The sequence below is a fragment of the Acinetobacter sp. ANC 4204 genome, from assembly GCF_002135205.1.
Lineage (GTDB): Bacteria > Pseudomonadota > Gammaproteobacteria > Pseudomonadales > Moraxellaceae > Acinetobacter.
Genome location: NZ_NEFZ01000002.1, coordinates 575,290 through 600,867, shown reverse-complemented (window position 1 = coordinate 600,867; position 25,578 = coordinate 575,290). Strand labels below are relative to the sequence as shown.

Genomic DNA, 25,578 nt, shown 5'->3' with positions numbered 1-25,578 from the left:
TCGGAACACAAAGTGATCTTATTGCACCGTAAACACATATAAAAAGAGCCACTCGAAAGTGGCTCAAATTTTGACTTTAGAAATTAAAATTTCTTAAAGCTTTTATTTCCAAAAGGTTTACGGGGTGCATTTTCGTCACGTGTATCACGCTGACCATAGGTGCCTTTGTTGCCAAAGTTGTCTGGGCGACTGTCGCGCTGTGCATAGCCTGAGTTTTGACGTGGTTCACGTTGACCATAAGCCGCTTGCGTATTGTCTTGACGGCGCTGGCTGTGGCCATTTGGATTTTCACGGCGATCACGGTTGAAGGCAGGCTTCGCTTGTTGTTGGCCTTCATCTTCATTGTCACGGCGCTGCTGACGTAAGAAACCACCACGACGTGCAGCCATTGGTTTTTCTTGCATACGTTCAGTACGACGTTTTGCCATGCCGTATAAGCCAGTGCCTTGACGTGGTTTCAACTCAACCGCTTTGGTTAAGTTGTCGATGTCGTTTTTGTCCAACTCCATCCAACGACCCGTACGTAATTCACGCGGTAAAATAACCGTGCCATAACGTGTACGGAGTAGACGGCTGACTTTTAAACCTTGCGATTCAAAAATACGACGTACTTCGCGGTTACGACCTTCTTTTACCACCACTTGATACCAACGGTTAATCCCTTCACCGCCAATTTCAGAAAATGACTCAAACTTCGCTGGGCCATCATCTAACACCACGCCTTTGAGCATATTGTTCTTAATTTGCGGAGTCACTTCACCCATAACACGTACAGCATACTCACGTTCAACTTCGTTTGATGGGTGCATCAAGCGGTTTGCTAGCTCACCATCATTCGTGAACAATAGTAGACCTGTTGAGTTGATATCCAGACGACCTACCATCACCCAGCGATCATTCGCGATTGCAGGTAATTGATCAAATACTGTTGGACGTGACTCAGGGTCATTGCGTGAACAAATTTCGCCCTCTGGTTTATAGTAAATCAGAACACGACGACGAATCTCGTCTTCAATTTGGAACGATACTTTACGACCATCGATGCGAAGCTCATCACCTGGTTCAATACGTTCGCCTACTTGGGCAACTTGGCCGTTGACACTCACACGACCTGCGGCAATGACTTCTTCCATATAACGGCGAGAACCCAAACCGACTCGTGCGAGTACCTTTTGCAACTTTTCACTCATGACAGCATAACCTTAGAAATTATCATCAACAGTTCACCTATTTACGACTTCGGTGCATTCGCATCGAGCGCCATAAAAGCTTCCTTGGCATCCTGCAGGGGAGGCAACTGGCCTAAAGAACTTAAGCCAAATGCATTTAAAAATTGAGGCGTCGTAACTAACAACGCAGGTCTTCCTGGGAGTTCACGAAAACCAGATTCTTTAATCCAGTTCCAATCAAATAACGTTCGTAACAGTTGACTGTTATTTGAGACTCCTCGAATTTGTTCTATATCCGCTCGAGTGACGGGTTGATGATAAGCAACCACGGCCAACATTTCGAGTAGCGATGGCGAGAGACGAGTTGGTCGCTCGGGCCACGTCTGTGCAACGATTTGACGGTATTTTGCTCGAACTTGAAAACGAAAACCTTGAGCAGTTTCAATTAGTTCGATTGACCGACCATGTTGTAGCATGGCAAGTTGTTGTAAAAACTGGCGTAAATCTTGTTTACTATATTGATTTTGGAACGATTCTTTTAAACGTGCAAGTGATACAGGTGCATCACTTGCAAAAATAATCGCTTCCAGTTGCATCACTACTTCATGTAAGTTGTCTTCATTGGATACAGGAGTCGTTGTGTCTTGCATTATTTTTTCACTCCTTGTATTGAAAGAGGGGCTTCAACGCCAGAACTTACAATTTGAATCCGCTGTTGACGAGTTAATTCTAAAATGGCCATAAACGTCACAACCATACCCATACGACCTTGAATGGGACGCAGTAAAGACTCAAAAACTAAAACTTCACCTGAAGCGACTTTGCTTTCAATAAACGCCATGCGCTCTTCAAGTAAAACAGGTTCTTGTGCAATTTGATGGGTGATGGGCTCAGGTCGGTTAAACACGCAGAATAAGGCATCACGCAGCTGTTGCACATCATGACCATCATTATGATCCAGAGTTTGGCCTAAGCTGACATTGGTTGAGAAGGTATCTCGTTCTAAAATAGGCATTTGCCCCAAGCGCTCAGCCGCCTGTTTAATCCGTAAATACGTTTCTAAGCGATCAATCAGTTCTTGTTTCGGATCTTTTTCGATTTGAATCGCATTTGGAGCTTTGGGTAAAAGCAGGCGTGACTTTAAATCTGCCAATAGTGCAGCCATCACCATATAGTCAGCAGTCAGCTCAATGTTCAGCGACTTCATGGCATCCATATAAGACAGGTATTGCGCGGCAATGGGGGCAATATCTAACTGTAATAAGTCAAAGCCGTTTTTTTGAATCAGGTAAATTAAAAAGTCGAGTGGTCCTTCAAAATGCTCAAGGAGAATTTCAAATGCAGCAGGAGGAATATATAAATCCTCAGGAATGGAGTCATGCCACTCATCCATCACACGGATTTGCGGAAGATCTTCCATAGCATTATGGACGGATTGATTCATTACAGTTATTGGCCACGCGAATTTTCAAAAGCATGTATAGGCTTATTTAACGATCTCGCATCGAATAAAAAGCATGGAAATTGATTCACATTAGTTTAAATGAAAATGACTATTAAATAAATTGCTCGGACGCCCGAAAACAGAAAAAACCATGAAAAATACTAGGGAATAAGTGTCTAAAGTAAAATAAAACGAATGTATTCAATACAATGTATAGATACTGATGGGTCAATTATTCCAACACATTTTGCATTTTATATCACTGCAACAGGCAAACTAAAGCTTATCTTGCCGGACAGCAGTTATATTTTGATCGAGTTGTTCGTATTGTTGTTGCGCAAATTCAATGGTTTTTTCCATACAGATCCGATGGCACAAGTTCTGATACTGAAACAGCTGCGCCAACCGCAATACGACTTTCATGTCCAGAAAAAGACGATAAGCGCTGTTAAATTGATTGGAGTTCTTGCTAGATAGTTGAATCAGAGCCTCAGACTCGGGTGTCCAAGGCCAAATAGCATAAATGAAAGCATTTGGGGCAATTGAGTGAGGATTTAGCACAACATCTGATAACGTCATTATAACTGCCCTCATTTTATAGCGTTCTACCAAGCTAGAAGATCAGACATTACTCAAAAGCACTCACATCGCCTACACCATGGCGAATCACTTCTGGGTGATCCCCTGATAAGTCGACAATACTGGTCGTGCTGAGTGTACCTAGTCCACTGTCTATGAACACATCAATACGCTTTGATAACTGCATTTCGATGTCATAAGGATCATCCATCGGCTCTTGCTGGTCGGGTAAAATTAAGGTGCTGGTGAGTAGCGGTTCGCCTAGTTCTTTGAGGAGCATTTGGCACACTGGGTTACTTGGAATACGCAAACCAATGGTCTTCTTTTTGGGGTGCATCAAACGTTTAGGGACTTCACTGGTCGCAGGCAAAATAAAAGTAGTCACCGCAGGCGTATTGTTTTTTAGTAAACGATACATGGCATTATCCACTTTGGCATAGGTTGCAATATCTGAAAGATCTGCGCAAATAATGGCATATTGGTGCTTTGACCCGAGCCCGCGAATTTGGGCGATACGCTCCATGGCATGTTTATTGCCGATTTGGCAGCCAATGGCATAAGCTGCATCGGTCGGGTAGACGACTACATCGCCTGCACGAATACGCTCAACCGCTTGGCTAATTAAGCGTGGCTGCGGGTTATCAGGATGGACTCTTAAATGCAGCATGTTTTTATCTCCTGATGGTTTTTCCCACATTATGGCGCTTTATTTAAGCCATGTTCAATGACCTAAATGTGAAACATCCCAAATTTAGTCGAGCATTTCTCTTTCAAATTCATTGCTCTGTAACGTTTTTCCAGCACGTGTACACAAGCAAATACAGTCTATGAAGTATTTCGCATCACGCGGTAGTTGCGCATCCCCTGAAAAATAGGCCTGTACTTGCGCAAAAACATGATCTTTAAAATGACATCCATCACCGCCGTCACCTGTGAGGTTATCTAAAGACACTCGAAATCTACGACCAAATGCGACGGCAAATAACCACTCAATCGCTTGTGGTTTAATTTCCACTTGTTCAAACAATGCTTGCTGCTCTTGAGTGCGACCATCGGGCGCATACCAATAACCTAAATCGGGTAATAGACGACGTTTGTCACCTGCAATGCTCCAGTGGCTAATTTCATGTAATGCACTATTAAAGAAACCATGGGCAAATTGAATACGAGCAGGGGAGCTTTGCTCTGCTGGAAAGTATTCAGGTTCAAAGTCACCTTTGACCAAGTTGACATTCAGGTGGGAAAACCAATGATTAAAGTGTAAAATGAGCCAATCAACTTGTTGTGCTTCTGTCGAAAAATTCTCCCACGTTGAGAGTTGCACTTGGCGGTCTGAAATGTCAGAATTGGCAGTTGAAATTGTGCTCATAAGTGATGAAATACTCACTTCTGTTTGCGGCTGCAACAGATGCATGACTTAAGTTACCCAAATGGTCTGTCTAAATAAGTACAAAATTGTATCTTAATCTTTGACAGAGTACTGATGAATTTGTAGAATTGCCGCCTTAATTATGTCAGCAAATACCTTTCCGGCACAGATTGAGCCGTTTAAATGGGCTGAACAAGGCTTTACATGGTCAGGTACCCTGCCATTGTCTCGCTTTGTTCGTATTGCTCGTGAAGCTGTTGGATCAATTGATGATCAATTGATTAACATAGACTGTAAGCTATCAATGGATGCGTATCATCGCATTGTATGGCTAGATGGTCACGTTGAAACACAAGTCCCAATGGAATGCCAGCGTTGTTTAGACGTGGTTAACATTGAACTGGTTTCAGATTTTCATCTAGCTCTAGTAGATGATGAGTCACTGATAGAGCGCTTGGATGAGGATGCTGATTTCATCGTCTTAGGTGAAAGTGAAGCGACAACCAAAGGTAGCTATGATGCGCCTGCGACTGCTGATTTACTTTCTCTCATAGAAGATGAATTGTTATTGTTGATGCCACTGTCTCCTAAGCATGATGCTTGTGAACATAAGCACCAACCTGCCATTGAAGAGCTTGTTGAAGAAAAGCGGGATAACCCGTTTGATGTTTTGGCAAGTTTGAAGGGTAAACTTAACTAATTTTTGTGTTATACTCTTCCGTATAAGACAACTGAATTTGTTCTGATCCATATTTTTCGATTTGTAAGGAGCCATCATGGCCGTTCAGCAAAACCGTAAAAGTCGCTCTCGCCGTGACATGCGCCGTTCACATGACGCTTTAACCGAGAATGCATTAACTGTAGACCAAGCTACTGGCGAGACTCACCGTCGTCACCACGTATCTAAAGATGGTATCTACCGTGGTCGTCAATTATTCGCTAAAGCATCTGCTGAATAATTGTCGAAGCATTAAGCTTAAAGCTTAGTCGAAAAAAGGGGAGCGTAAAGCTCCCTTTTTTTGTGGGTGAATGTTTACCAACTCTGTTTTTGTTGTATTTGGCAATTACATCGACCTAAATTAAGTGTTAAATTTTCGCTCCATAAACGAGAGCAAAGACAAGAAAGGACTTTTTTATGTCTGCGAAACAACTTGATCAAGTCGCTCAGGCAACAAAAACAGCTTTTGTATTTCCTGGTCAGGGTTCACAAAAGGTAGGTATGTTGGCTGAATTGGCAGAACAATTTGCCAGTGTTGAAGCAACATTTGCAGAAGCCTCTAAAGCAGTTGGATTCGATTTGTGGCACATTGCACAATCTGGTGAAGGTTTAGATCAAACTGAATTTACTCAGCCTGTGTTGTTAACCGCTAGCATTGCATTATGGCGTGTATGGTTAGAACTTGGCGGTGTTGTACCTAAGTATCTAGCAGGTCACTCATTGGGTGAATATAGCGCTTTGGTTGCTGCAGGCAGTTTAAGCCTAGGTGATGCTGTGAAGCTGGTAAACTTACGCGGTAAGCTCATGCAAAGTGCAGTACCTCAAGGTAAGGGTGCAATGGCGGCTATTTTAGGTTTAGACGACGCACAAGTTGTTGCTTTATGCCAACAGGTCTCAGACCAAGCTGAAGGTTCAGTTGAAGCTGCGAATTATAATGCACAAGGTCAAGTGGTCATTGCGGGTGAAAAAGCCGCAGTTGAAGCAGTCATGGCTTTAGCCAAAGAAAATAGTGGCAAAGCGATTGCATTGCCTGTTTCAGTGCCATCGCATTGTTCATTGATGAAGCCTGCTGCAGAGCAGTTCGCACAAGCTTTGGAACAAACTGCCATTGAGCTGCCTAGCATACCTGTAATACAAAATGTGAGCGCGGAAATTGCGATAGATGTCGCTCAAGTACGCCAAGCACTTACAGCTCAGTTATATGAGTCTGTACAGTGGACCAAAACCATGCAGTTTATTCAGGATCAAGGGATCCAATATGTTGCTGAGTGTGGTCCAGGTAATGTCTTGGCAAACTTGGCGAAACGTTTACCAAATATCGAAAAAGCTTTTCCACTTGATAGCAAATCACGTATGGAAGATGCACTCAATGCCATTTTAGTGGCTGAAGGAAAAATTGCATGACACAGGAACGCAAAGTTGCACTCGTGACAGGTGCAAGTCGAGGGATTGGCGCAGCCATCGCTCAGCAACTGATTCAAGACGGTTATTTTGTTGTGGGCACAGCGACATCTGAGGCTGGCGCAGAAAAATTATCTGCAAGCTTTGGTGAGCAGGGTGTGGGTAAAGTACTTGATGTTCGTGACGGTGCTGCGATAGATGCGCTGGTGACAGACATTGAACAAAATTATGGTCCAGTTCTTGCACTTGTTAATAATGCAGGGATTACCAAAGATAATTTGTTACTTCGTATGTCAGAAGATGACTGGGATGATATTTTAAATATTCATTTAAAAGCCGTTTATCGTTTATCTAAACGTGTGCTAAAAGGCATGACCAAAGCACGTTTTGGACGAATTATTAATATTAGTTCTGTGGTTGCGCATTTTGCCAACCCAGGTCAGGCCAACTATTCAGCAGCGAAAGCTGGTATTGAAGCATTTAGCCGTAGCCTTGCAAAAGAAATGGGTAGCCGTCAAATCACTGTAAACTCGGTGGCGCCTGGCTTTATTGCAACAGAAATGACTGATCAATTAAGTGAAGACATCCGTAAAAAAATGAGCGATCAAGTGGCCCTGAACCGTTTAGGTGATCCACAAGATATTGCCAATGCGGTGAGCTTTTTGGCATCAGACAAAGCAAGTTACATTACTGGTACGGTAATGCATGTAAATGGTGGTCTATACATGAGCTAATTGGCTGATGGATAAACTTTCAAAATTTTAAAGATTCAATTAAACTAACGGCATTAAAAACGCCACAAGCAATGAGGAGAATTCCTGTGAGCGATATCGAACAACGCATCAAGCAAGCAGTTGCAGAACAACTTGGTCTTAAGGCTGAAGAAATCAAAAACGAAGCATCTTTCATGGATGACTTAGGTGCTGACTCTTTAGACCTTGTTGAGCTTGTTATGTCTTTCGAAAACGACTTTGACATCACAATCCCAGATGAAGATTCTAACGAAATCACAACTGTACAATCTGCGATTGACTACGTTTCTAAGAAACTAGGTTAATCCATATTGTTTCAGCTTTGCTGAATGGAAAAGCCACCCTTATCGGGTGGCTTTTTTTATGCTATTTAAAAGGTGAAGCATTGTATGCAAATAGTTTTGTTTATTTTGGAACTTACAAAGTTTTACTTTAAATGGACTATTCTCTACCAAAGTTGCTGTCTTTTTTCGGTATAAAAAAGAGTGTCTCATTTTTGAGCATTCAATATAACAACACTGATATAACAAGATGGAGCATACACATGGGTCTTTTTGATTTCGTTAAAGGCATTGGTAAAAAAAACACAGCAGCAGCCGAGCCTCAAGCCGCACCAACTACGCCAACAGAGCCATCCGCTCAAGAAATTGCCAACAAGTTATTGGGTCATATCAAAGCATTGGGCTTACCTGTGACGGGACTTTCAGTCAGCTATAACTCCACCACGGATTTGGCAACCATAAAAGGGCAGGTTCAGACCCAAGCCGATAAAGAAAAGATTGTTTTAGCTGTCGGTAATATTGACCATGTGGCTCAAGTGGATGATCAACTGACTGTGGCTAGCCCTGAACCTGAAAGTAAGTTTTACACAGTTAAATCAGGTGATAATCTATCGAAAATTTCCAAAGCATTTTATGGCGATGCCAACCAGTACAATAAAATTTTTGAAGCCAATCGTCCGTTATTGAAAGATGCTGATGATATTTTTCCTGGACAGGTACTACGTATTCCAGCTTAAATTTATTTTTAGCGAAAGAAGGCGCATCAAGCGCCTTTTTTTGTTTAAGAAGAGATGAGGGATCAAATGATTTAGGTTGCCTTTTTCAGCACAGCATGTTGACTCAGCATACCGAGGGTAATTTTTTTTACTTCGTCACGGCTTTGCTGAATATGCGCACTAATTTTTTCAATTGCCAAATCTGTTTGTTGCTGCGAAATATAATTCAGGATGGCTTGATGCTCTGCATAGGTGGCTTTAATTCGATCACTTTTTGAAAAATCGAGGCGACGAATGATACGGATTTTTTCACTAATTTCTTGGTGGATTTTACTCATTTCCGTATTGCCAATGGCACGAACCAATGCACAATGAAAATCTTCATCAATTTGAGCCATCGCTTTTAAACTCGAAAGATACTGTTCAGGTGCAACCATCCAAGTCTTGTGCAACTGTTTCATTTCTTTGAGTTGCTGAGATTCAATACTACATAATTTACGAATTGCATATTGTTCAATCATAATACGCAGCTCGTATAGTTCGTCATAGTATTGCAGGTTCAATGGACGTACAGTCCAGCCACTACGAAATGCAACTTCCACGTAGCCTTCTTGTTGTAGTCGGTACAATGCCTGTCGTGCAGGTGTACGGCTGACCTGATAGTTCATGGCGATTTCGGATTCGGTAAAACGTTCACCCGGCATCAATTTAAAGTCAAAAATATCATTTTTAATTTGCTGGTAAACAAGTTCAGACAAATTGTCTGAACCTGAACCCGCACGTGTCATATTGGACATGTGTTATTCCATATAAACTAAAGGTTCGCCGCTATGAACGGTTTGCCCAGCCCGACAAATAATGGCTTTGACAATACCGTCATCTGCTGCATATACAGGTAATTCCATTTTCATAGCTTCAATAATAGCAATGGTTTCACCTTTTTTCACAATCTGACCTTGTTCCACTAATATTTTCCAAATATTGCCAGTCATAGATGCATTGAGTGCTGAATAGGCACTATAGTCTGTTTCATCAGGTGCTTCTGTGATTAGGTGGTCTTGTTGATCAAAGCTTTCCTTCCATAAGCTGACCTCAGTACTAAAGGCCTGTTGTTGCTGTGCTTTAAACGCCGTAATACTGTCCTTTTCATCTTCCAGTAGTTTTAAATAAGCGGCATAGTCAAATTCAGTGTCTTCAATTTGGATCTGTGCTTGACCATTTTCAAAGTCAGCACGCCATTGATCTAGCTCTAACTCTGAAACAGGGAAGTATTTAATTTGGTCGAAGAAATTTAAGAACCATTCTTTGTCGCCAAACTGCTTGTTCTTTTTAAATTTATTCCAAATGGGTAGAGTGCGTCCCACCAATTGGTAGCCTCCGGGTGAATCCATACCGTAGATACACATATACATCCCGCCAATACCCACGGTGCCTTCGGCAGTAAATGTCCGGGCTGGATTGTATTTTGAACTTAAGAGGCGATGACGTGGGTCAATCGGCACAGCACATGGGGCGGTAAGGTACACATCACCGAGGCCTAAAATCAAATAATTGGCATTGAAAATAATCTCTTTGACTTGTTCACGACTATCTAAACCATTAATACGCTGAATAAAATCGACATTGTTCGGTAACCACGGTGCTTTAGCGCAAACACTTTCTTGATAGCGCTCAACAGCACCCAAAGTTGCACTGTCTTCAAATGCCATGGGTAGATGAATAATCCGTGAAGGAATCTTGAGTTGGCTTAAATCGCCCATTTGCTGTTCGAGTTGCAGTAAGAAAGCAATCAACTCTTGCTGTGGAAGGGTGAGACCATCATATTTAATTTGTAGTGAGCGCACACCAGGAGACAGCTCCAATATTCCAGTCACATTCGCTGTTCGGATCAGTTGCATCAATTGGTGGACACGTAAACGCAGTGCCAAGTCTAAAACGTTATCACCATATTCTAATAAAATATAACTGTCACCCGCTTGGCGGTACACCGTGTGTGGAGACACATCAGTTGCATCTAGATGGGCGAGAATTGCAGATTGTGGAATATTATTGCTTGTTGGTTCAGTTGCTAGGACAGCATGAGTGAAATTTTGCACACGTTCAATTTGCTGTTGCTCTAGGGCATTGGCCTGCTCAACTGTTAGCGGATAGAAGCTGATTTTATCGTCAGCTTTAAGTTGACCGACTTTCCAAAGTTCAGCTTTAGCAATGGTTACAGGGCAAACGAAACCGCCGAGACTTGGGCCATCTTTGGCCAAAATGACAGGGAAGTCCCCTGTAAAGTTAATCGCACCAATGGCATATTCGCAGTCATGGACATTGGATGGGTGGAGTCCTGCTTCCCCCCCATTTTCACGTGCCCACGTTGGTGTTGGTCCTGATAGACGGACACCAAGTCGATTGGAGTTAAAGTGTACAGTCCATTCGGAAGCAAAAAACTCTTCTATATATTCGGATTTAAAAAAATCAGGTGCTCCGTGTGGTCCATATAGCACGCCAATTTTCCATTCGGTGCCATAGTTTGGAATCAGTGCAGGAGATAATGCTTGAGGTTCTTGTGTTGCTAACGGGGCATCTTGATTAGGATGGGCTGTATTAATGAGTTTGATCATGTCACCTGCACGAAGCACCCGTCCTGCATGCCCGCCAAAGTTACCTAAAGCAAAAGTAGAGCGACTACCCAAGTATAGGGGGACATCGAGTCCATGGCGAACTGCTAAATAGCTACGGCAACCAGACTCGACCTGTCCTAAGCTGAGAACCTGACCCGCCTGTACATGAATGGGTTGCCAAAAGGCAACAGTTTCATCATCTAATTGGGCAGGACAAGGTGCACCAGTGAGCGCAATCACACTATCTTGATGGAACTTCAGACTTGGCCCTTGTAAGGTAAATTCGAAACCAGCTGCACTAGCATCATTTCCTACAATTTGATTGGCCAATTGGAACGCATAGTCATCCATTGGACCTGAAGGTGGCACACCGATATCCCAGTAGCCGATACGTCCTGGAAAGTCTTGAATTGAGCTTTGCGTACCAGCCTGTAAAACTTCAATCACATTTGGCACGTAGTCAAAGTCATCCAACAGACGTGTCCAAATTTGCATTTGTGCGAAGCGTTCATCAGAGATCACGCTATGCGCATAGTCCAAGTTGGTGCTGATCCCATTTAAGCGTGTTTGGGTTAACACACTTTTTAGTTGGTCAATGGCTTGTTCACGCGTATCCGCATGTACGATAATTTTGGCAATCATCGGGTCAAAATATTGCGAAATTTCTGTTCCTGTGGAGACCCAAGTATCGACGCGACAGTCTTCTGGAAATGAAACCTCGGTCAGGACACCAGGGCTGGGTTGGAAGTTCTTAACAGGATCTTCTGCATAAATCCGCACTTCAATTGCCGCACCTTGCGGCTGTATATTGCTGAGCGCTGTCCAATCCAAGACATCACCTGCCGCCACTTTAAGCATGCATTCAATCAGGTCTAAGCCCGTCACCATTTCAGTAACAGGGTGCTCTACTTGTAGACGGGTATTGACTTCAAGGAAGTAAAACTCATCTCGTGCAGCATCATAAATAAACTCAACTGTACCTGCACTGCGGTAATTGACCGATTTGCCGAGTTCAACTGCCGCTTGGTGAAGTTTTTGGCGTGTAGCTTCAGGAAGGTGAGCCGCAGGGGTTTCCTCCACCACTTTTTGGTTACGACGTTGCAGTGAGCAATCTCGTTCACCCAGTGCAACCACTTGACCTTGACCATCACCAAAGATCTGAACTTCGACATGGCGCGCGCGGTCAACAAAACGCTCTAAAAACACGCCTGAATCTTTGAAAAATTGTGCGCCTAAGCGTTTGACACTTTCATAAGCTTCAACCAATGTCTGTTCATCATCACAGCGTGTGAGGCCAATCCCTCCGCCACCTGCGGTACTTTTTAACATGATGGGATAACCAATTTCTGTAGCTGCAGAAATTGCTTCATCTAAGCTTTCAAGTAAGCCTGTACCCGGTGTCATGGGAACCTGAGCTGCAGCGGCAAGCTCACGTGCACGGTGTTTCAGGCCAAACTCTAAAATTTGTGTCGCTGTGGGGCCCATAAAAGCAATATTATTTTTTTCACAAGCCTCTGCAAATTCAGCACTTTCTGATAAGAAGCCATAACCAGGGAAAATAGCTTCGGCGCCTGTTTTTTGTGCTGCTTGAATCAGCTTTTCAATACTCAAATAAGTATCTGCTGGTTTTAATCCTTCTAAGGCAATGGTGATGTCTGCATCTTTGACATGTTGTGCATAACGGTCACTGTCTGAATATACAGCAACACTGGTCACCCCCAGTTTTTTTAAAGTGCGAATTGCGCGTACGGCAATTTCGCCACGGTTTGCAATCAATACAGTTTTAAACATTTTAAAATTCCTAAATTTGACTAAGCTTGTTCTACTTTTGAATTGTTACGGTGCTGGATATAGGCGCGCCAACCACCAAAATGGCTGATATTTTCAGCATCGTTCAAACCATAAGGCTCACAAATAAAACCTTTAACCCAACGACCATCGACCAGTTCGACATTGCCCATGCCTAGCGGGGTTGGAATCTCAGCGACAAACTCTCCAAAACGCGCTGTTGGCACATCCCAAACCTCTACAATGATTTGTTGGCCGTGTTCTGAAACTCTTGCTAGACCTGGCTTTGGGGGAATTGTTCCGTTCAATGCAAATAGGGCGTAGTGCTCAGCGGTCAGTGTGGTTTCAACAAGTACTGCATCACGTGTAAGCAGTTGGAAATTCAGAGGCATTCCAGTCAGGTGTGCTCCAACGACTGCAACTCGAATGTGATGTGCAGAAGGACTGTGGCGCAACGTTGGAATTGCGGAGAATCGGTCGAGTGCACCTAGTTTTAAGTTCAAATGTGCCTGCCAAATTTGTCCAAACTCAATCAGGGCTTGGTCATACCATGCAGGTGCAATTAAGCTAATTCCGAAGGGTAGGCCGTCGGCGCGGAATCCAGCAGGCAATGCGAGTGCGCTTAAGTCAGCGAGGTTGGTAAAGTTAGTATAAGTTCCAAACTGAGAATTAAAGCCAATCGGGGATTGCGCCATTTCTGCAAGAGTGTGAATGGTTGGAGAAGTTGGAACGATCAATGCATCAAATTGAGCTAAAGTGTCTTGAATTTTTCGGCTTAAGTCTTGTTTTAAATACTCTGCGTTGTAGGCATCGACTGCACTAAAATCATAACCTTTTTGAATAATTTCACGGACTGTGGGGTCGAAAACCTCGGGTTGCTGTGCCAATAACTCAGCAACAGCCGCTGTGCGTTCTGCTACCCATGAGCCTTGATAAAGTTGGGCTGCCAATTGTTCAAATGTTGAAAAATCAATTTCAGTAATTTCAGCACCGAGAACTTTTAACTGTTCTAAAGCCAATTGAAAGGCATATTTAGCTTGATCATCTCCAAAGAACTCAAGTTTATTGGGAATAGCAAAATGTGGTTTTCCAGAAAGTTTAGCTGGTGCGGTTTTTGGATGCTGGCGGGAGTAGCTATCTAGTGCATCGTACTGTTCTAGGGTTTGAGCAATGATGTTTGCATCGGTTACTGTTAATGCGAAAATTGAAATACAGTCTAAGCTTTTACAAGCGGGTAATAAACCACGATTTGAAAAACGGCCTTTGGTGGGTTTTAAACCGACAATGTTATTAAATGCCGCAGGGACACGACCAGAGCCTGCGGTGTCGGTTCCCAGTGCAAAGGGGACTAAGCCTCGAGCAACCACACTTGCTGAGCCAGAGCTAGAACCTCCACTGACATAGTCTGCGTTAAAGGTATTGCAAACTGCGCCAAATGGGGAGCGTGTACCGACAAGCCCTGTTGCGAATTGATCTAAATTGGTTTTTCCTATGACGACCGCCCCTGCATTTTTAAGCAGGCGAATTGTTTCAGCATCTTGGCTAGCAATTGCGGTCAAAACCTTACATGCCGCCGTAGTTGCAAAACCAGCAACATCAATGTTGTCTTTGACCGCAAAAGGAATACCATATAACGGCAGTTCTTTACTCAAATCTGAGGCATGTTGTGCTTTTTGTGCTAAGGTTTCGATTTGCTGAATAAGTAGTTCTTTGCTAGCAATAGAGATCCATGCATGATCAGGTTGTGGTAATTGCGCTACATAGTCGATTAAGTCTTCAAGATGAATGTCATGGTTCAGATAAGCTGTTTGCCATTCTTGAAGTGTCCAACCAATGCATTTGTTATGACTCATTTTTTTGCATTCCAACTTGTATACATGATGGAATACAAAAATGCAGAAACTATGCCAATTTGATAAATCTAATTTTTATTTAATTATAGTTGTTTAATATCAATATCTTATTGTTTATTTCTGAATTCTGATGCGAATGTTTATTGGTGTTCGATTCTGCACCAAAACAAGATCAAACGGGATGTAATGGTGCTTTTATACTATGCTGTGATCTTAGATACTCACAGAACATGAGCAAAAAAAGCTCACAATTTGAATCAGCCTGATCAGTTAAGCATTTTCATATTTAGCATCTTAGCCTTCTCACTATTCACATTATATCTCAGCGCAAAACCTATTCACTTTTGCCCCTAGAGTAGCTTTTTTAAAAAGCAGCCTATTTTAAAGAAGTCTTTTGTCTTGCGCCGTAAAAATGCCATGCTTGTATTCTTATTTAGGCTAGGGATGACGTTGTCACGTATTAAATAAAGCCTAGAAGTAAAAAGTAATACCCGTCCATTTCTTAACGGACTGGTATTACTCAATCTGGGTTTTTGACACAAACAAGGGATTAATTTTTAGTTAAAGGTATAATATTTTCCAAGGTACTTTAGTTGGTTTGATTCTTTGAAGGGGATGGAGCTGAACGGCGGTTAACTCCTGAGTTGGGCCCGCAAGATTTTACCAATTGGAGATTTAGGCAATTCTGTACGAAACTCAATATGTTTAGGAATTTTATAGTTGGTCAGACTTTGTTTGCAAAAGCCTATGATTTCCGCAGTTGAAATGTCGTGATTATTGACGACGATGAATGCTTTAACGGCTTCGCCTGTGGTTTCGTCTGCTATGCCAATGACGGCTGCTTCAATAATTTCAGGATGTTGTGTTAACACATCTTCAATTTCGTTTGGATAAACATTAAAACCAGAAACAATAATCAAATCTTTCTTACGATCTACAATTTTTAAAAATCCATCTTCATCCATTGTGGCGATATCTCCCGTTTTAAACCAACCATTTTCTATACTATTTGCTGTTTCTATCGGGTTGTTGAGGTAGTGCTCAATCATATTTGCGCCTTTTACCCAAAGTTCGCCCGCTTGCCCAATGTCTATCGCTTGTCCTTGATCATTCACGATTTTTAGCTCTAAGCTGGGCAGTGGAAGACCGATAGATCCTAATTTCTTGTTGATACTTGGTGGATTGATAGAGACCATGCAACAACTTTCTGTCATACCGTAACCTTCTACAATCGGTGAGACAACTTTTTCCCATTCAATGGCTGTAGAGGGGCGCAAACTGGTTCCACCTGAAATGGCGACTTTGAGTGGTGGCGGATTATTACGGAACCATGTTTGTTGTAATAAACCTGCATACAGGGTATCGACACCAGTCAGCCAAGAAATGCGAAATTGTTGGAAGGCTTTTTTAAGATTGTCCAAGGGGCGAGGGTTTGGGATGAGGATATTATGCCCACCTTTATGAAACATAAGTAAAAAATTGAAATTAAAAGCAAAAATATGGTACATCGGTAGTGCAGTGAGTATGTTGTCACCTTGTTGAATTTCCATTTTGCTTGAAAATGCTTGGATAAAATCTTCCGCCATTTTCATCACCGCTAATAGGTTACGATGACTAATGACAGCACCTTTACTTCTGCCAGTGGTTCCCCCTGTATATTGATATAGGGCAATTGGGTGATCTTAGTAAATGAGCGGATCGACTATTTTTTCACCCAGTTTTAAGGCCTGTTTAAAACTCTGGTAAGGGATATCTGGTGTGGTGATGTCTCTGGATATTTTCATTTTAATCATCAGACCAATAGGAAAATTAAAAAAGTCGCTTAAGCTCGCTACGACCAAATCAATTTTCAGTGTATTCAGGACAGGTTGTGCGGTTTTAAGAAATAAATCACAGGCTATCAGCAGTTTGGCGCCGCTGTCTTGAAGCTGATGCTTGAGCTCAGTTGCGGTGTAGAGTGGGTTGATATTGGTGAGAATGAGCCCTGCTTTCCAGATGCCAAAGACTGCAATTGGATAGTGCAAGCTATTGGGCATTTGGATGGCAACAACATCACCTGTGTTCAACTTGAGAACATGTTTTAAATAGTTGGCAAAATGGTCTGAATAGTAGTGAATTTCTTTAAAACTTAGACTTTGGCTAAAACCATTGGGTAGAACCACGCTAAATGCTGGTTGGTCTTGATAATGTTGCGCGGCATAAAGGCAGAATTCACTGACTGAGCCTGACAGGAGTGATTCATTGAGCTGATAATTTTTTAATTGTTTTGGATAACTTTTTTCCCATAACTTATTGTTCATGCTTTATTCCTTTGTTTTGCATGTATTTAAAAATAAAAAGCTGAACTTTCTTAAAAAGTTCAGCGGAATGATTTAAAGCATTACTTCAATATCGCTGAGTGGAAATGCAACACAGCTATAAATCCAGCTAAATTGGCGGTCTGAGCGGCGTAAGTGCGCCTCGTCGGGATTAAAGACTTCACCTGAAATCAGTTTGATCCGACACAGACTGCATTCGCCTGAGCGACAGGCATTTTCGACAAAGAAACCATGTCGTTCTAGACTGTTCAGTAAAGGCTCACCAACCGTGGTAGTAAACTGTCCTTTGCCTCTTACTGTGACTGTCACTTCTTGATTTAATGCAATGTCCGACGTCCAAGTTGACTGTGTGTTTGAGGCTTTGGGGGCGCCATTGGCTTCAACTCGAATACGTCGAGCAGGAACTTCTAACTCAGCCAAAAGTTGTTGGCAACTTTGGTTAAATGGCGTTGGGCCACAGATGTAGAACATCTTTTGTTTCGGCTCTGTACCTAATAATTCGCTCAAGCGCTCTGCACTTAATCGTCCTGTTTGACCTTGATAGTCTGCTGTCGGACGAGTGATATATTCGGTTAAAGTGAAATGAGCATACTGTTTGGCCAGTGCTCTGAGCTCTTCGGCATAAATCACATCATCTTCAAAGCTATTGACATAAATCAGGTGGAATCGCTGTTGAAGATTTTGTTCAAGTAGATTTAAAAGCATACTGCGCGCTGGCACACTACCAGAGCCACCTGCCAAAAACACCAGATCATCACCATGAAACAGCGGATTGTGGTGAAAGTTCCCCATTGGACCACTACTTTGCAAGGTTTGTCCTACCGATAGTTGATCGACCAAATAGTGTGAAACAAAGCCCGCGTCTGCTTTTTTGATGGTGAGATCATAGTAGTCTGCTTGGGTTGGCGAAGATGCAATTGCATAGGGCCGAGCTGTGTAAGTACCTGCTACAGTGACAAATAGATTGATGTATTGACCTGCTTGAAATGCTGGCAAGGCTTCACCATGCTGAGAGGCTAGGCGGATGGTTTTAGTCGTTGGCGTTTCTTCAATAATCGCCTGAACAATCAAATCAATACGCTTGGGATGCAGCGAGTACATTATCCGTTGCACTTGGCCTTTATATTCAGAAAAGTCTGTACCATTTTGTTCTAGTTCAGATTTGGCTTGAATAATTTCCTGATAGCCTGTGACTGCATTTAAAATATGTAGATCAGACATTGCTTAGCTCCTGTTGTGCCATTTTGTCGAGTTGACGCACCACGGCTTTGGCTGTAGATACTCCTGCAGCATAAGTCGGTTGGAATCCGCCCATCGTGGTCCACGCACTGGCAAAATAAAGCCCTTGTAAATGGTTCAATCGGTCTCGGATAAAACTGGTGTCTTCGCGTGTTTGCTTATAGCCGTAAATTGCACCGCCTGGAGTATTCAAATAGCGCATCATGGTGAGTGGTGTCGCGACTTCAACTTCCTGAATGTGTTGACGTAGGCTCGGATAGACCTGTTCAATCAGATCAATTAATTCATCCGCAAAACGATATTTGGTTTTGGCATAGTCTTCGGCTTTCACATTTTTCCAGACATCAGCATATTGCAAGCACACCAACACCACCTGACTTTTGCCTTCTGGAGCCGCTTGTGGATCATCGTAGTTATAGCAGGTCAGCATTCCTGAAATAGGGCTATCAAAACTTTCCATATTGTCATGGGTTTTTTCCCAGTCCATGGTCGAGGAAATAAAGGTTGATGCTGCATTGATCTTTAAATGTGCTGGGGTGCAATCTAGACCCAAATAAATGACAAAGGCAGATGTTCCCATACGTCGAGATTTGAAGTCTTGCTGAATTTTTGTAGGGAGGGGATCGTCTAATAATTCATTAAATGTGAGTAAAGGACTAGCATTCGAAATCACAGCTTTACAGTTGATCAAGCGCCCATCTTCAAGCCTAACCCCAGTGACGGCATGATCCTGAGTGATGATCTTTTCCACACCACAGTTGAATTGTGCTTCACCGCCTGACTCTAAGAACGATTCCAACAGCGCATTGGACATGGCTTGTGATCCTCCTTTGATATGCCATGGCTTAAACACAGCATAGGCATATAACATATTGGCGAGATCACTAAATAAGAGATTTTTGGGTGGAATACCTGAATAAAACCAATAGGTCGCCAAAATACTGATTAAGGTTTCATCGGTGAAAAACTCATGCAATACATCGTGGGCAGAACGTAGACCATAGCGTTTAAAGTATGGACAGAGTTGATCAACGAGCAGTGGATCATTGCTTTTTTGTGCTTTAGGTAGGGTTGTAAAACCTTCTAAAGTGACTTTTTCACAGGCCAACATAAATTTTTCAAGTTGATCGGCCTCAGCAGGATACTGTGCTTGTAGCAACTTACGAATCCCTGACCAGCTTGCGGGTAAGGTGATATCGACCTGATTGGGAACAGCGAGTCGATAAAGTTCATGCTCTTGTACAAATTCGACTTTATCCATCACACCGAGTTGATCGAATAACTGTCGCATGATAAATGGGCGCTCTTCTGTGCCTAAACCACTTAGTTGATGCAATGCCACTTCAAATTCAAAATCACCACGGACAAAAGAGGTGGCACAGCCACCGGGTATGTTATGACGTTCGACCAGTAAGGTTTTTTTGCCTGCCTTTTGTGCTGTGACGGCTGCAGTTAAGCCTGCGTTGCCAGAGCCAATGACTACGACATCATAGTTTTGCATTTTAAACTCCAATCTTAACACTGGTAAGATTTGATTAAAAAAAATTAGAAAGGGTTGATTTTTTCTAGCGCTTTATTGAGTTTCAGCGAATTGAATCGGGTGTAAGTTTTCAAATTGCGGTGATGCTTCAGACATACGGCTTTGCACCATGGTTAAAATATCTTGTCCATTTAAAATAGCTGATTGCAACATCACAGTATGGTCTAGGGCTTGAGCCACATTATGGTCTCGACTATAGAGTAGACTGCGTTTAATGCCTTGCATGGCTACAGGTGGCTTTACAGCAATATTTTTTGCAATGCTAAAAGAATGTTCCAATAGTGCTTCTGGTGTTTCTAAAATTTTAACCGCTAGTCCGAGACGGTACGCATCTTCAGCGAGCAATGTGTCTCCCGTGAAAGCAAGATAGCGGGCAAGATTGAAGGGAATTTGATGGGGTATGCGTTGTAATACGCCAATATCCGCCATCATCCCAATATTGGTTTCTTCAATACGAAACTTGGCCTGTGGAGTCACAAAACAAAAATCACATGCTGCAATCAAATCAAAACCTGCTCCGACACAACTGCCATGTACTGCTGCAATTACAGGGAATCTAACTTTTTCAAGGCAAGTCAATGCATCTTGCATCAGAGCTAAGCTTTGCATGATGCTTTCACGTGCTACAGCATTTTGTGCATGAAATTCGGCCTGATTACTAAACATGCTCAGATCAAGACCTCCACAAAATACTTTACCTTGAGCCGAGATAATCAACGCTCGGATCTGTCCAGATTTATGCAATTGTTGAATCACTTGAGGAAATTCACGCCAGAAAGACAAATTTAAGCTATTTGCTTTTTCAGGGCGGGAAAGTTGTATATGCGCAATCTGAGCCTGAATACTCAGTTGAAAGCACTCATAATTTTGATTCATCACTCTGTCCTTAAGATGTTTAAAAAATACTCTAAACCTTAATCTTTACAGTGTAAAGATTAATTTAAATGGTGCATTTAAATTTATGCTAGGATAAATGGCAGAAGAATATTGATTTTTACTCAGCACTTTATGAACAAATCCGTCAAAAGAAAAAATTACCATGTTGGTAATCTTGAACCTCAACTCATTGATCAAGCAAAGAAAATGCTTGAAGAAGTCGGACCAGATAAGTTGTCTATTCGGGCTATTTCTGAACAAGTGGGTGTGAGTGCAACGGCTGTTTATCATCACTTTGCCAATAAGGATGAACTATTGAGTCATCTTGCCGCACAAGGCTTTGCTCAGTTAGAAAGTGTTTTGGGACAATGTCAGCAAGGGATAGACAAGAAAAATAAAATGCAGGTGATTAGTCGGCAGTACATGTTATTTGCTTTTGAACATCCTGCCATGTATCAGTTAATGTTTGGTTCTCAATTGGCACATAGTGAAATGAATCCTACTCTTTCTACGGCACGAAAAAATGCTTATGCTGTGGTAGAGCAGTGTGTAGCGGATGTGCTTGAAAAAGATATTCAGTCCAAAGAAGTTCGTTCTGCTGCACTGGCCGCATGGTCTTTTGCACACGGACTCGCGTCATTGATGATTCATAATGTTTTTGAGTTACCAGAACATATTTCTAAAGATGCTGTAATTGAAAAAGCACTTTTAGGGTTTAATCAATTGGTGAAGGCGCATTTAGATTTTGAGTAAAAGGATGTATGGCATTTCTCTTGTGATTGAATAACGTAAATCTTCATGTTTGTGATTTAATTTTATGGCTAGATCGTGGAAACGCTTTTAGAGGCTTAAAATGCAGCATTCTGCTGAATGCATGAAACATTTTAAGCTCTAATCATCCGTTTATATAACTGTTAAACTTTTGATGCTGCCTCAATAATTACTTTTGCAACTTCAGCTGCTTGTGACAAATGTGGAACATGACTTGCCTTCAATGTGGTGATATTGGCTGACATTCTTTCAGCCATTTTCTTTTGTAGCTCAGGTTGCAACATATAGTCATCTTCACTAATGATATAAGTGGATGGTTTCACTTTCCACGCGGCAGCATTTACTTTTTCTTCAAAGTTTCTTGCCCGAATTGGGGTTTGTGTTGCATACATCAATTGGGTTTGAACAGAGTCATTAAGATCTTGTGCAAGATGTTGTTCAATGCCTTCAAGGCTCAAAGTTAAAAAGCCGTCTTGGTCACTGACTAAATGAGCAAAGCCCGATGGTGTAGGAAGGCCTTGTCCTAAGTCGACGATCGACTCACCAACGGCGGGTGCAAAAGCGGCGACATAAACCAAATATTTTACTGACTCATGTTGTCCTGCTTCAGTTATCACCATGCCTCCCCAAGAATGCCCCACAAGGACGACCGGACCTTCAACTCTATTTAATACACGTTGAGCTGCGATTACATCGTCATCTAAGGAGCTTAAAGGGTTTTGTACCGCGATAGTATTGAAGCCTTCAGCGTGTAAAAGTTTGAGAACTTGATTCCATGTTGAACCGTCTGCAAATGCACCGTGTACAAGTACAATTGTTGGTTTATGGTTAGAGGCTGCTTGAGTATCTGTGTGTTGATGGTTTTGCATGATGTATCTCTTGATTTGAATATTGTTGATGTGCTCACTATACATAGGAAATAATTTGAGATAAATTATCTAAAAATATCAACATTAGGTATAAAAAGATTCAAATGGATAGATTCTCTTGTATGCAAGTGTTTGTTAAGGCTGTGGAGCTAGGCTCTATTTCTGCCGCAGCAATTGAGTTGGATCTGTCTTCACAAGTGGCTGGAAAGCACATAAGATTTCTTGAACAAAGCTTAGAAATTAAGTTGTTGAATCGGACAACTCGCCAGCAAAGTCTGACTGATGCAGGACGGATTTATTATGAAAAAGCCAAGCATATTTTGGCTGAGATGCAAGAAGCAGAGGCTTTTTTAGCGGAGACACGTTCAACGCCTAGAGGCAAGTTACGTATCAGTGCACCCGTCACTTTTGGGAATCATGCCTTGGCACCCGCCATTACCGAATTTTTAAAGACCTACCCTGAAGTCTCTGTTGAATTGAATCTTAGCAATCGTAAAATCGACTTAGTTGAGGAAGGTTACGATATTATTTTTCGTTCGGGTGAATTGCAGGATAGTGGGCTATTGGTGCGGGGGTTGGCTCCTTATCAACTCGTATTATGTGCTTCTCCAGCATATATTCAGTCTAGTGCTCCACTGTCGATACCAGAAGATTTAAAAAACCATGAATGTTTGGTCTTTACACATTCTATTTTGCGCACAGAATGGTCATTTAAAGGGCCTAATGGGATAAGTTCGGTTTTAATTACAGGCAGATTTTGGACAAATAGTGGTGAAGCCTTACGTGCAGCTGCGATTGCGGGACAGGGGTTACTTTTACAACCTTATGAGCTGGTGGCGGATGATTTGGAAAGAGGGCAATTAATACGGGTATTACCTGAGTATGAGCCAGTGATTGGTTCATTACATATTTTGTATTCACGTGATCGTAGAATGACGCCTAAATTAAAGAGTTTTATTGATTTTATTTTACTTAAATTTGGAATTTAAAAGGAGCAGTAGCCATAGCATTGAATATATTTTTAGCTCAATTTTACGCTTGCTATGACACTCAACTATTTAGTTTTTCTAAATTATTTTTGGCATTAGATTGATAATTTGAACGAGTCTTCAATGGAAGTATGTTGCGACTGAAGCAAAAATGCTCTTCTTTTTGATGAAACAGAGCCTTGATGTAAAACGACAATGCTGTATATAGTTCTCAGTATAGCGTCATTTATGAGCATAATTCGTTTAGTCCGCTAGTTGCCAAGTTGTGAAAATTAAGTTGTGATTCGAGCAAAAGTCATCAACTACAGGTCAGTCCATTTTAAATAGATTTTATTGAGTAAAATTAAAAAATAGTAAAGTTAGTATGGATTAGCAAAAAATAAAGATGAGAAAAACATGAGTGCAGAAGTTGATTCATTAGGATTGGTGGGTCCTGTCGTACTGTTAAGTGCTGCGGTGATTGCCGTTCCCCTTTTTAAACGTATTGGTCTAGGCTCTATTTTAGGTTATTTAATTGCAGGGCTGATTATTGGGCCATTTGGTTTTGCTTTTTTTAATAATCCTACAGCCATTTTACATATCGCTGAGCTGGGCATCGTGATGTATCTCTTTATCATTGGATTGGAGATGCAGCCTTCACATCTGTGGAGTTTGAGGAAAGAAATTTTTGGATTGGGCAGTTTGCAAATCTTGATCGCGGTGGCTGCGTTGACAGGCATGGGCATGCTGTTTGGTTTTAGTTGGAAAATAGCTTTCATTGCTGCTGCGGGTTTTGTTTTGACCTCGACTGCCATCGTGATGCAATTGCTCAATGATCGAGGCGAATTACATCAACGGCGGGGGCAAAAGATCGTTGCAATATTGCTGTTTGAAGATCTATTGATTGTTCCATTATTAGCCTTGGTCGCATTTATGTCCCCCAATCATGCGACTGAAAGTTCATCAATTGATTTGCAAGGGATTGGCATAGGGCTACTGGCAATTGCTGGCTTAATTGTTGCTGGGCATTGGCTACTCAATCCTTTATTTAGAGTTTTAGCAGCAGCGAAAGCACGTGAAGTGATGACTGCCGCTGCACTTTTGGTGGTTTTAGGTGCCGCGTTGCTGATGCAACTCAGTGGTTTATCCATGGCGCTAGGAGCATTTTTAGCAGGCGTTTTGCTCTCCGAATCAACTTTTCGCCATCAAATTGAAGCGGATATTGAACCGTTCCGAAGTCTACTTTTGGGGCTATTCTTTTTAGGGGTAGGCATGTCTTTAGACTTGTCTGTGGTCAAAGCAAATTGGCAACTCATCCTCAGTGGTGTGATTGCGCTGATGTTGACTAAAGCACTCATGATCTATGTGGTGGCACGTTTAACCAAGAGTAATCATATTGAAGCCTTGGATAGAGCTTTACTCATGGCACAGGGCGGTGAGTTTGCATTTGTACTCTTTAGTGCCGCAACGACCGCTCAAATTATTGATAACACCATTAAGTCAAATTTAACTGCAATTGTCGTGCTATCCATGGTGTTGACTCCAATCATTGGGGTGATATTTAAACGCTTTACCATTGCAACGGATGAGCATTCATTAGATCAGGTGCAAGTTGCTGACGGCTTAACAGGCAAAGTACTAATGATTGGTTTCGGTCGTTTCGGTCAGGTGGCCAGTCAGTTGTTATTGGCTCGTAGCGTGGATGTGACCATTATTGATAACGATGTCAACATGATCCAAAACGCAGAAAAATTTGGTTTTGATGTCTACTATGGGGATGGATGTCGTTTAGACATTTTACATGCATCTGGTGCAGATACAGCCGAAGCCATTTTGGTTTGTGTTGATCACAAAGAAACCATTAATAAAATTGTAGAACTAGTCAATGCTGAGTTTCCTTTAGCCAAACTGATTGTACGTTGTTATGACCGTGAACATGCGTTGTATCTGTCGAAGAAAAATGTCAGTTTGATGGTACGGGAAACCTTTGAATCCGCATTGGTTCTAGGTCAAACTGCCTTGCAGCAACTGGGTGTTAGTCCAGAAGAAATACAGCAAGTGAGTGATGATATTCGTGCTTTAGATAGTCAGCGTTTTGAAACGGAGGTAGCGGCTGATGATGTTAATGCAGGTATTGGGATACAGTACACTCAGCGTAACCCTCGTCCTACTGCACCGTTGATTAAGCCACAGCATACAGGGCAAGTTTTAAATGATAATGAATTCGTAAAGCCTCGTGATACGGATAGTTGAGTTTTCGTTTAACGCTTAAACTGGGAGATAAAAGAGGTCTGTTTCAGGCCTCTTTTTCTATA

24 protein-coding genes are annotated in these 25,578 nt (G+C 42.1%); 9 read left to right on the top strand and 15 right to left on the bottom strand.

Annotation, left to right across the window (positions count from 1 at the left end):
- Positions 1–83 precede the first annotated feature (83 nt).
- The 6 genes from rluB to B9T36_RS06630 form a co-directional block, all read right to left on the bottom strand.
- Entirely contained in the window at positions 84–1,190 is a 1,107-nt protein-coding gene (rluB, locus tag B9T36_RS06655) for a 23S rRNA pseudouridine(2605) synthase RluB (protein ID WP_086208723.1), read from the bottom strand.
- Positions 1,191–1,231: 41 nt separating this feature from the next.
- Positions 1,232–1,819, bottom strand: a complete 588-nt coding sequence (gene scpB, locus B9T36_RS06650; RefSeq protein ID WP_086208722.1) for an SMC-Scp complex subunit ScpB — start codon at positions 1,817–1,819, stop codon at positions 1,232–1,234.
- Complete coding sequence (locus tag B9T36_RS06645) at positions 1,819–2,613, bottom strand: segregation and condensation protein A (protein ID WP_086208721.1); 795 nt, start codon at positions 2,611–2,613, stop codon at positions 1,819–1,821. Before B9T36_RS06645 ends, scpB begins: the two co-directional genes overlap by 1 nt.
- Positions 2,614–2,889: 276 nt before the next feature.
- Positions 2,890–3,192, bottom strand: a complete 303-nt coding sequence (locus B9T36_RS06640) for a hypothetical protein (RefSeq protein ID WP_086208720.1) — start codon at positions 3,190–3,192, stop codon at positions 2,890–2,892.
- 49 nt (positions 3,193–3,241) lie between these two features.
- The gene (locus tag B9T36_RS06635; protein WP_086208719.1) at positions 3,242–3,859 is read right to left on the bottom strand and encodes an L-threonylcarbamoyladenylate synthase; all 618 of its coding nucleotides are present in this window, start codon (positions 3,857–3,859) and stop codon (positions 3,242–3,244) included.
- Positions 3,860–3,943: 84 nt separating this feature from the next.
- Positions 3,944–4,606: an elongation factor P hydroxylase gene (locus B9T36_RS06630; protein ID WP_086208718.1), complete on the bottom strand. Its 663-nt coding sequence runs from the start codon at positions 4,604–4,606 to the stop codon at positions 3,944–3,946.
- A gap of 97 nt (positions 4,607–4,703) precedes the next feature.
- Between B9T36_RS06630 and B9T36_RS06625 the strand changes: the two genes are divergently transcribed.
- The 6 genes from B9T36_RS06625 to lysM all read left to right on the top strand — a co-directional run bounded on the left by B9T36_RS06625 (position 4,704) and on the right by lysM (position 8,450).
- Positions 4,704–5,261 (top strand): YceD family protein, encoded by a 558-nt coding sequence (locus B9T36_RS06625; RefSeq protein WP_086208717.1) that lies wholly within the window; start codon positions 4,704–4,706, stop codon positions 5,259–5,261.
- 76 nt (positions 5,262–5,337) lie between these two features.
- Positions 5,338–5,520 (top strand): 50S ribosomal protein L32, encoded by a 183-nt coding sequence (gene rpmF, locus B9T36_RS06620; RefSeq protein ID WP_004279227.1) that lies wholly within the window; start codon positions 5,338–5,340, stop codon positions 5,518–5,520.
- Positions 5,521–5,696: 176 nt separating this feature from the next.
- Positions 5,697–6,683, top strand: a complete 987-nt coding sequence (fabD, locus tag B9T36_RS06615; RefSeq protein WP_086208716.1) for an ACP S-malonyltransferase — start codon at positions 5,697–5,699, stop codon at positions 6,681–6,683.
- Positions 6,680–7,414 carry a 3-oxoacyl-ACP reductase FabG gene (gene fabG, locus B9T36_RS06610; protein ID WP_086208715.1) on the top strand — a complete coding sequence of 245 codons (735 nt, stop codon included), beginning with the start codon at positions 6,680–6,682 and terminating at the stop codon, positions 7,412–7,414. Before fabD ends, fabG begins: the two co-directional genes overlap by 4 nt.
- An 86-nt stretch (positions 7,415–7,500) precedes the next feature.
- Positions 7,501–7,737 carry an acyl carrier protein gene (gene acpP, locus B9T36_RS06605; protein WP_004695351.1) on the top strand — a complete coding sequence of 79 codons (237 nt, stop codon included), beginning with the start codon at positions 7,501–7,503 and terminating at the stop codon, positions 7,735–7,737.
- 239 nt (positions 7,738–7,976) lie between these two features.
- Positions 7,977–8,450: a peptidoglycan-binding protein LysM gene (lysM, locus tag B9T36_RS06600; protein WP_086208714.1), complete on the top strand. Its 474-nt coding sequence runs from the start codon at positions 7,977–7,979 to the stop codon at positions 8,448–8,450.
- 71 nt (positions 8,451–8,521) lie between these two features.
- On the opposite strand, the gene B9T36_RS06595 is transcribed toward lysM, so the two are convergent.
- The 8 genes from B9T36_RS06595 to B9T36_RS06565 form a co-directional block, all read right to left on the bottom strand.
- On the bottom strand, positions 8,522–9,226 hold the full coding sequence (locus tag B9T36_RS06595) for a GntR family transcriptional regulator (protein WP_086208713.1): 705 nt from the start codon (positions 9,224–9,226) through the stop codon (positions 8,522–8,524).
- 3 nt (positions 9,227–9,229) lie between these two features.
- Positions 9,230–12,832, bottom strand: coding sequence for an urea carboxylase (gene uca / locus B9T36_RS06590; protein WP_086208712.1), 3,603 nt, complete (start codon positions 12,830–12,832; stop codon positions 9,230–9,232).
- A 20-nt stretch (positions 12,833–12,852) separates the two neighbouring features.
- On the bottom strand, positions 12,853–14,682 hold the full coding sequence (gene atzF, locus B9T36_RS06585) for an allophanate hydrolase (protein WP_086208711.1): 1,830 nt from the start codon (positions 14,680–14,682) through the stop codon (positions 12,853–12,855).
- Between the two features lie 632 nt (positions 14,683–15,314).
- Entirely contained in the window at positions 15,315–16,355 is a 1,041-nt protein-coding gene (locus B9T36_RS19245) for an AMP-binding protein (protein WP_228146984.1), read from the bottom strand.
- A 9-nt stretch (positions 16,356–16,364) separates the two neighbouring features.
- Complete coding sequence (locus tag B9T36_RS19240; protein ID WP_228146978.1) at positions 16,365–16,982, bottom strand: AMP-binding protein; 618 nt, start codon at positions 16,980–16,982, stop codon at positions 16,365–16,367.
- 72 nt (positions 16,983–17,054) lie between these two features.
- Positions 17,055–18,221 carry an FAD-binding oxidoreductase gene (locus B9T36_RS06575; RefSeq protein ID WP_086208710.1) on the bottom strand — a complete coding sequence of 389 codons (1,167 nt, stop codon included), beginning with the start codon at positions 18,219–18,221 and terminating at the stop codon, positions 17,055–17,057.
- Positions 18,214–19,740: a phytoene desaturase family protein gene (locus B9T36_RS06570; protein ID WP_086208709.1), complete on the bottom strand. Its 1,527-nt coding sequence runs from the start codon at positions 19,738–19,740 to the stop codon at positions 18,214–18,216. Before B9T36_RS06570 ends, B9T36_RS06575 begins: the two co-directional genes overlap by 8 nt.
- A 72-nt stretch (positions 19,741–19,812) precedes the next feature.
- Positions 19,813–20,655 (bottom strand): enoyl-CoA hydratase-related protein, encoded by an 843-nt coding sequence (locus B9T36_RS06565; protein ID WP_086208708.1) that lies wholly within the window; start codon positions 20,653–20,655, stop codon positions 19,813–19,815.
- 132 nt (positions 20,656–20,787) lie between these two features.
- On the opposite strand from B9T36_RS06565, the gene B9T36_RS06560 reads away from it, so the two are divergent.
- The gene (locus tag B9T36_RS06560; RefSeq protein WP_086208707.1) at positions 20,788–21,408 is read left to right on the top strand and encodes a TetR/AcrR family transcriptional regulator; all 621 of its coding nucleotides are present in this window, start codon (positions 20,788–20,790) and stop codon (positions 21,406–21,408) included.
- Between the two features lie 161 nt (positions 21,409–21,569).
- On the opposite strand, the gene B9T36_RS06555 is transcribed toward B9T36_RS06560, so the two are convergent.
- Positions 21,570–22,295 carry an alpha/beta fold hydrolase gene (locus B9T36_RS06555; protein ID WP_213033320.1) on the bottom strand — a complete coding sequence of 242 codons (726 nt, stop codon included), beginning with the start codon at positions 22,293–22,295 and terminating at the stop codon, positions 21,570–21,572.
- A gap of 122 nt (positions 22,296–22,417) precedes the next feature.
- Between B9T36_RS06555 and B9T36_RS06550 the strand changes: the two genes are divergently transcribed.
- A complete protein-coding gene (locus tag B9T36_RS06550) occupies positions 22,418–23,284 on the top strand; it encodes a LysR family transcriptional regulator (RefSeq protein WP_228146977.1) in 867 nt (288 codons plus the stop codon).
- A gap of 396 nt (positions 23,285–23,680) precedes the next feature.
- Positions 23,681–25,516: a monovalent cation:proton antiporter-2 (CPA2) family protein gene (locus B9T36_RS06545; RefSeq protein ID WP_086208704.1), complete on the top strand. Its 1,836-nt coding sequence runs from the start codon at positions 23,681–23,683 to the stop codon at positions 25,514–25,516.
- Positions 25,517–25,578: the final 62 nt, after the last annotated feature.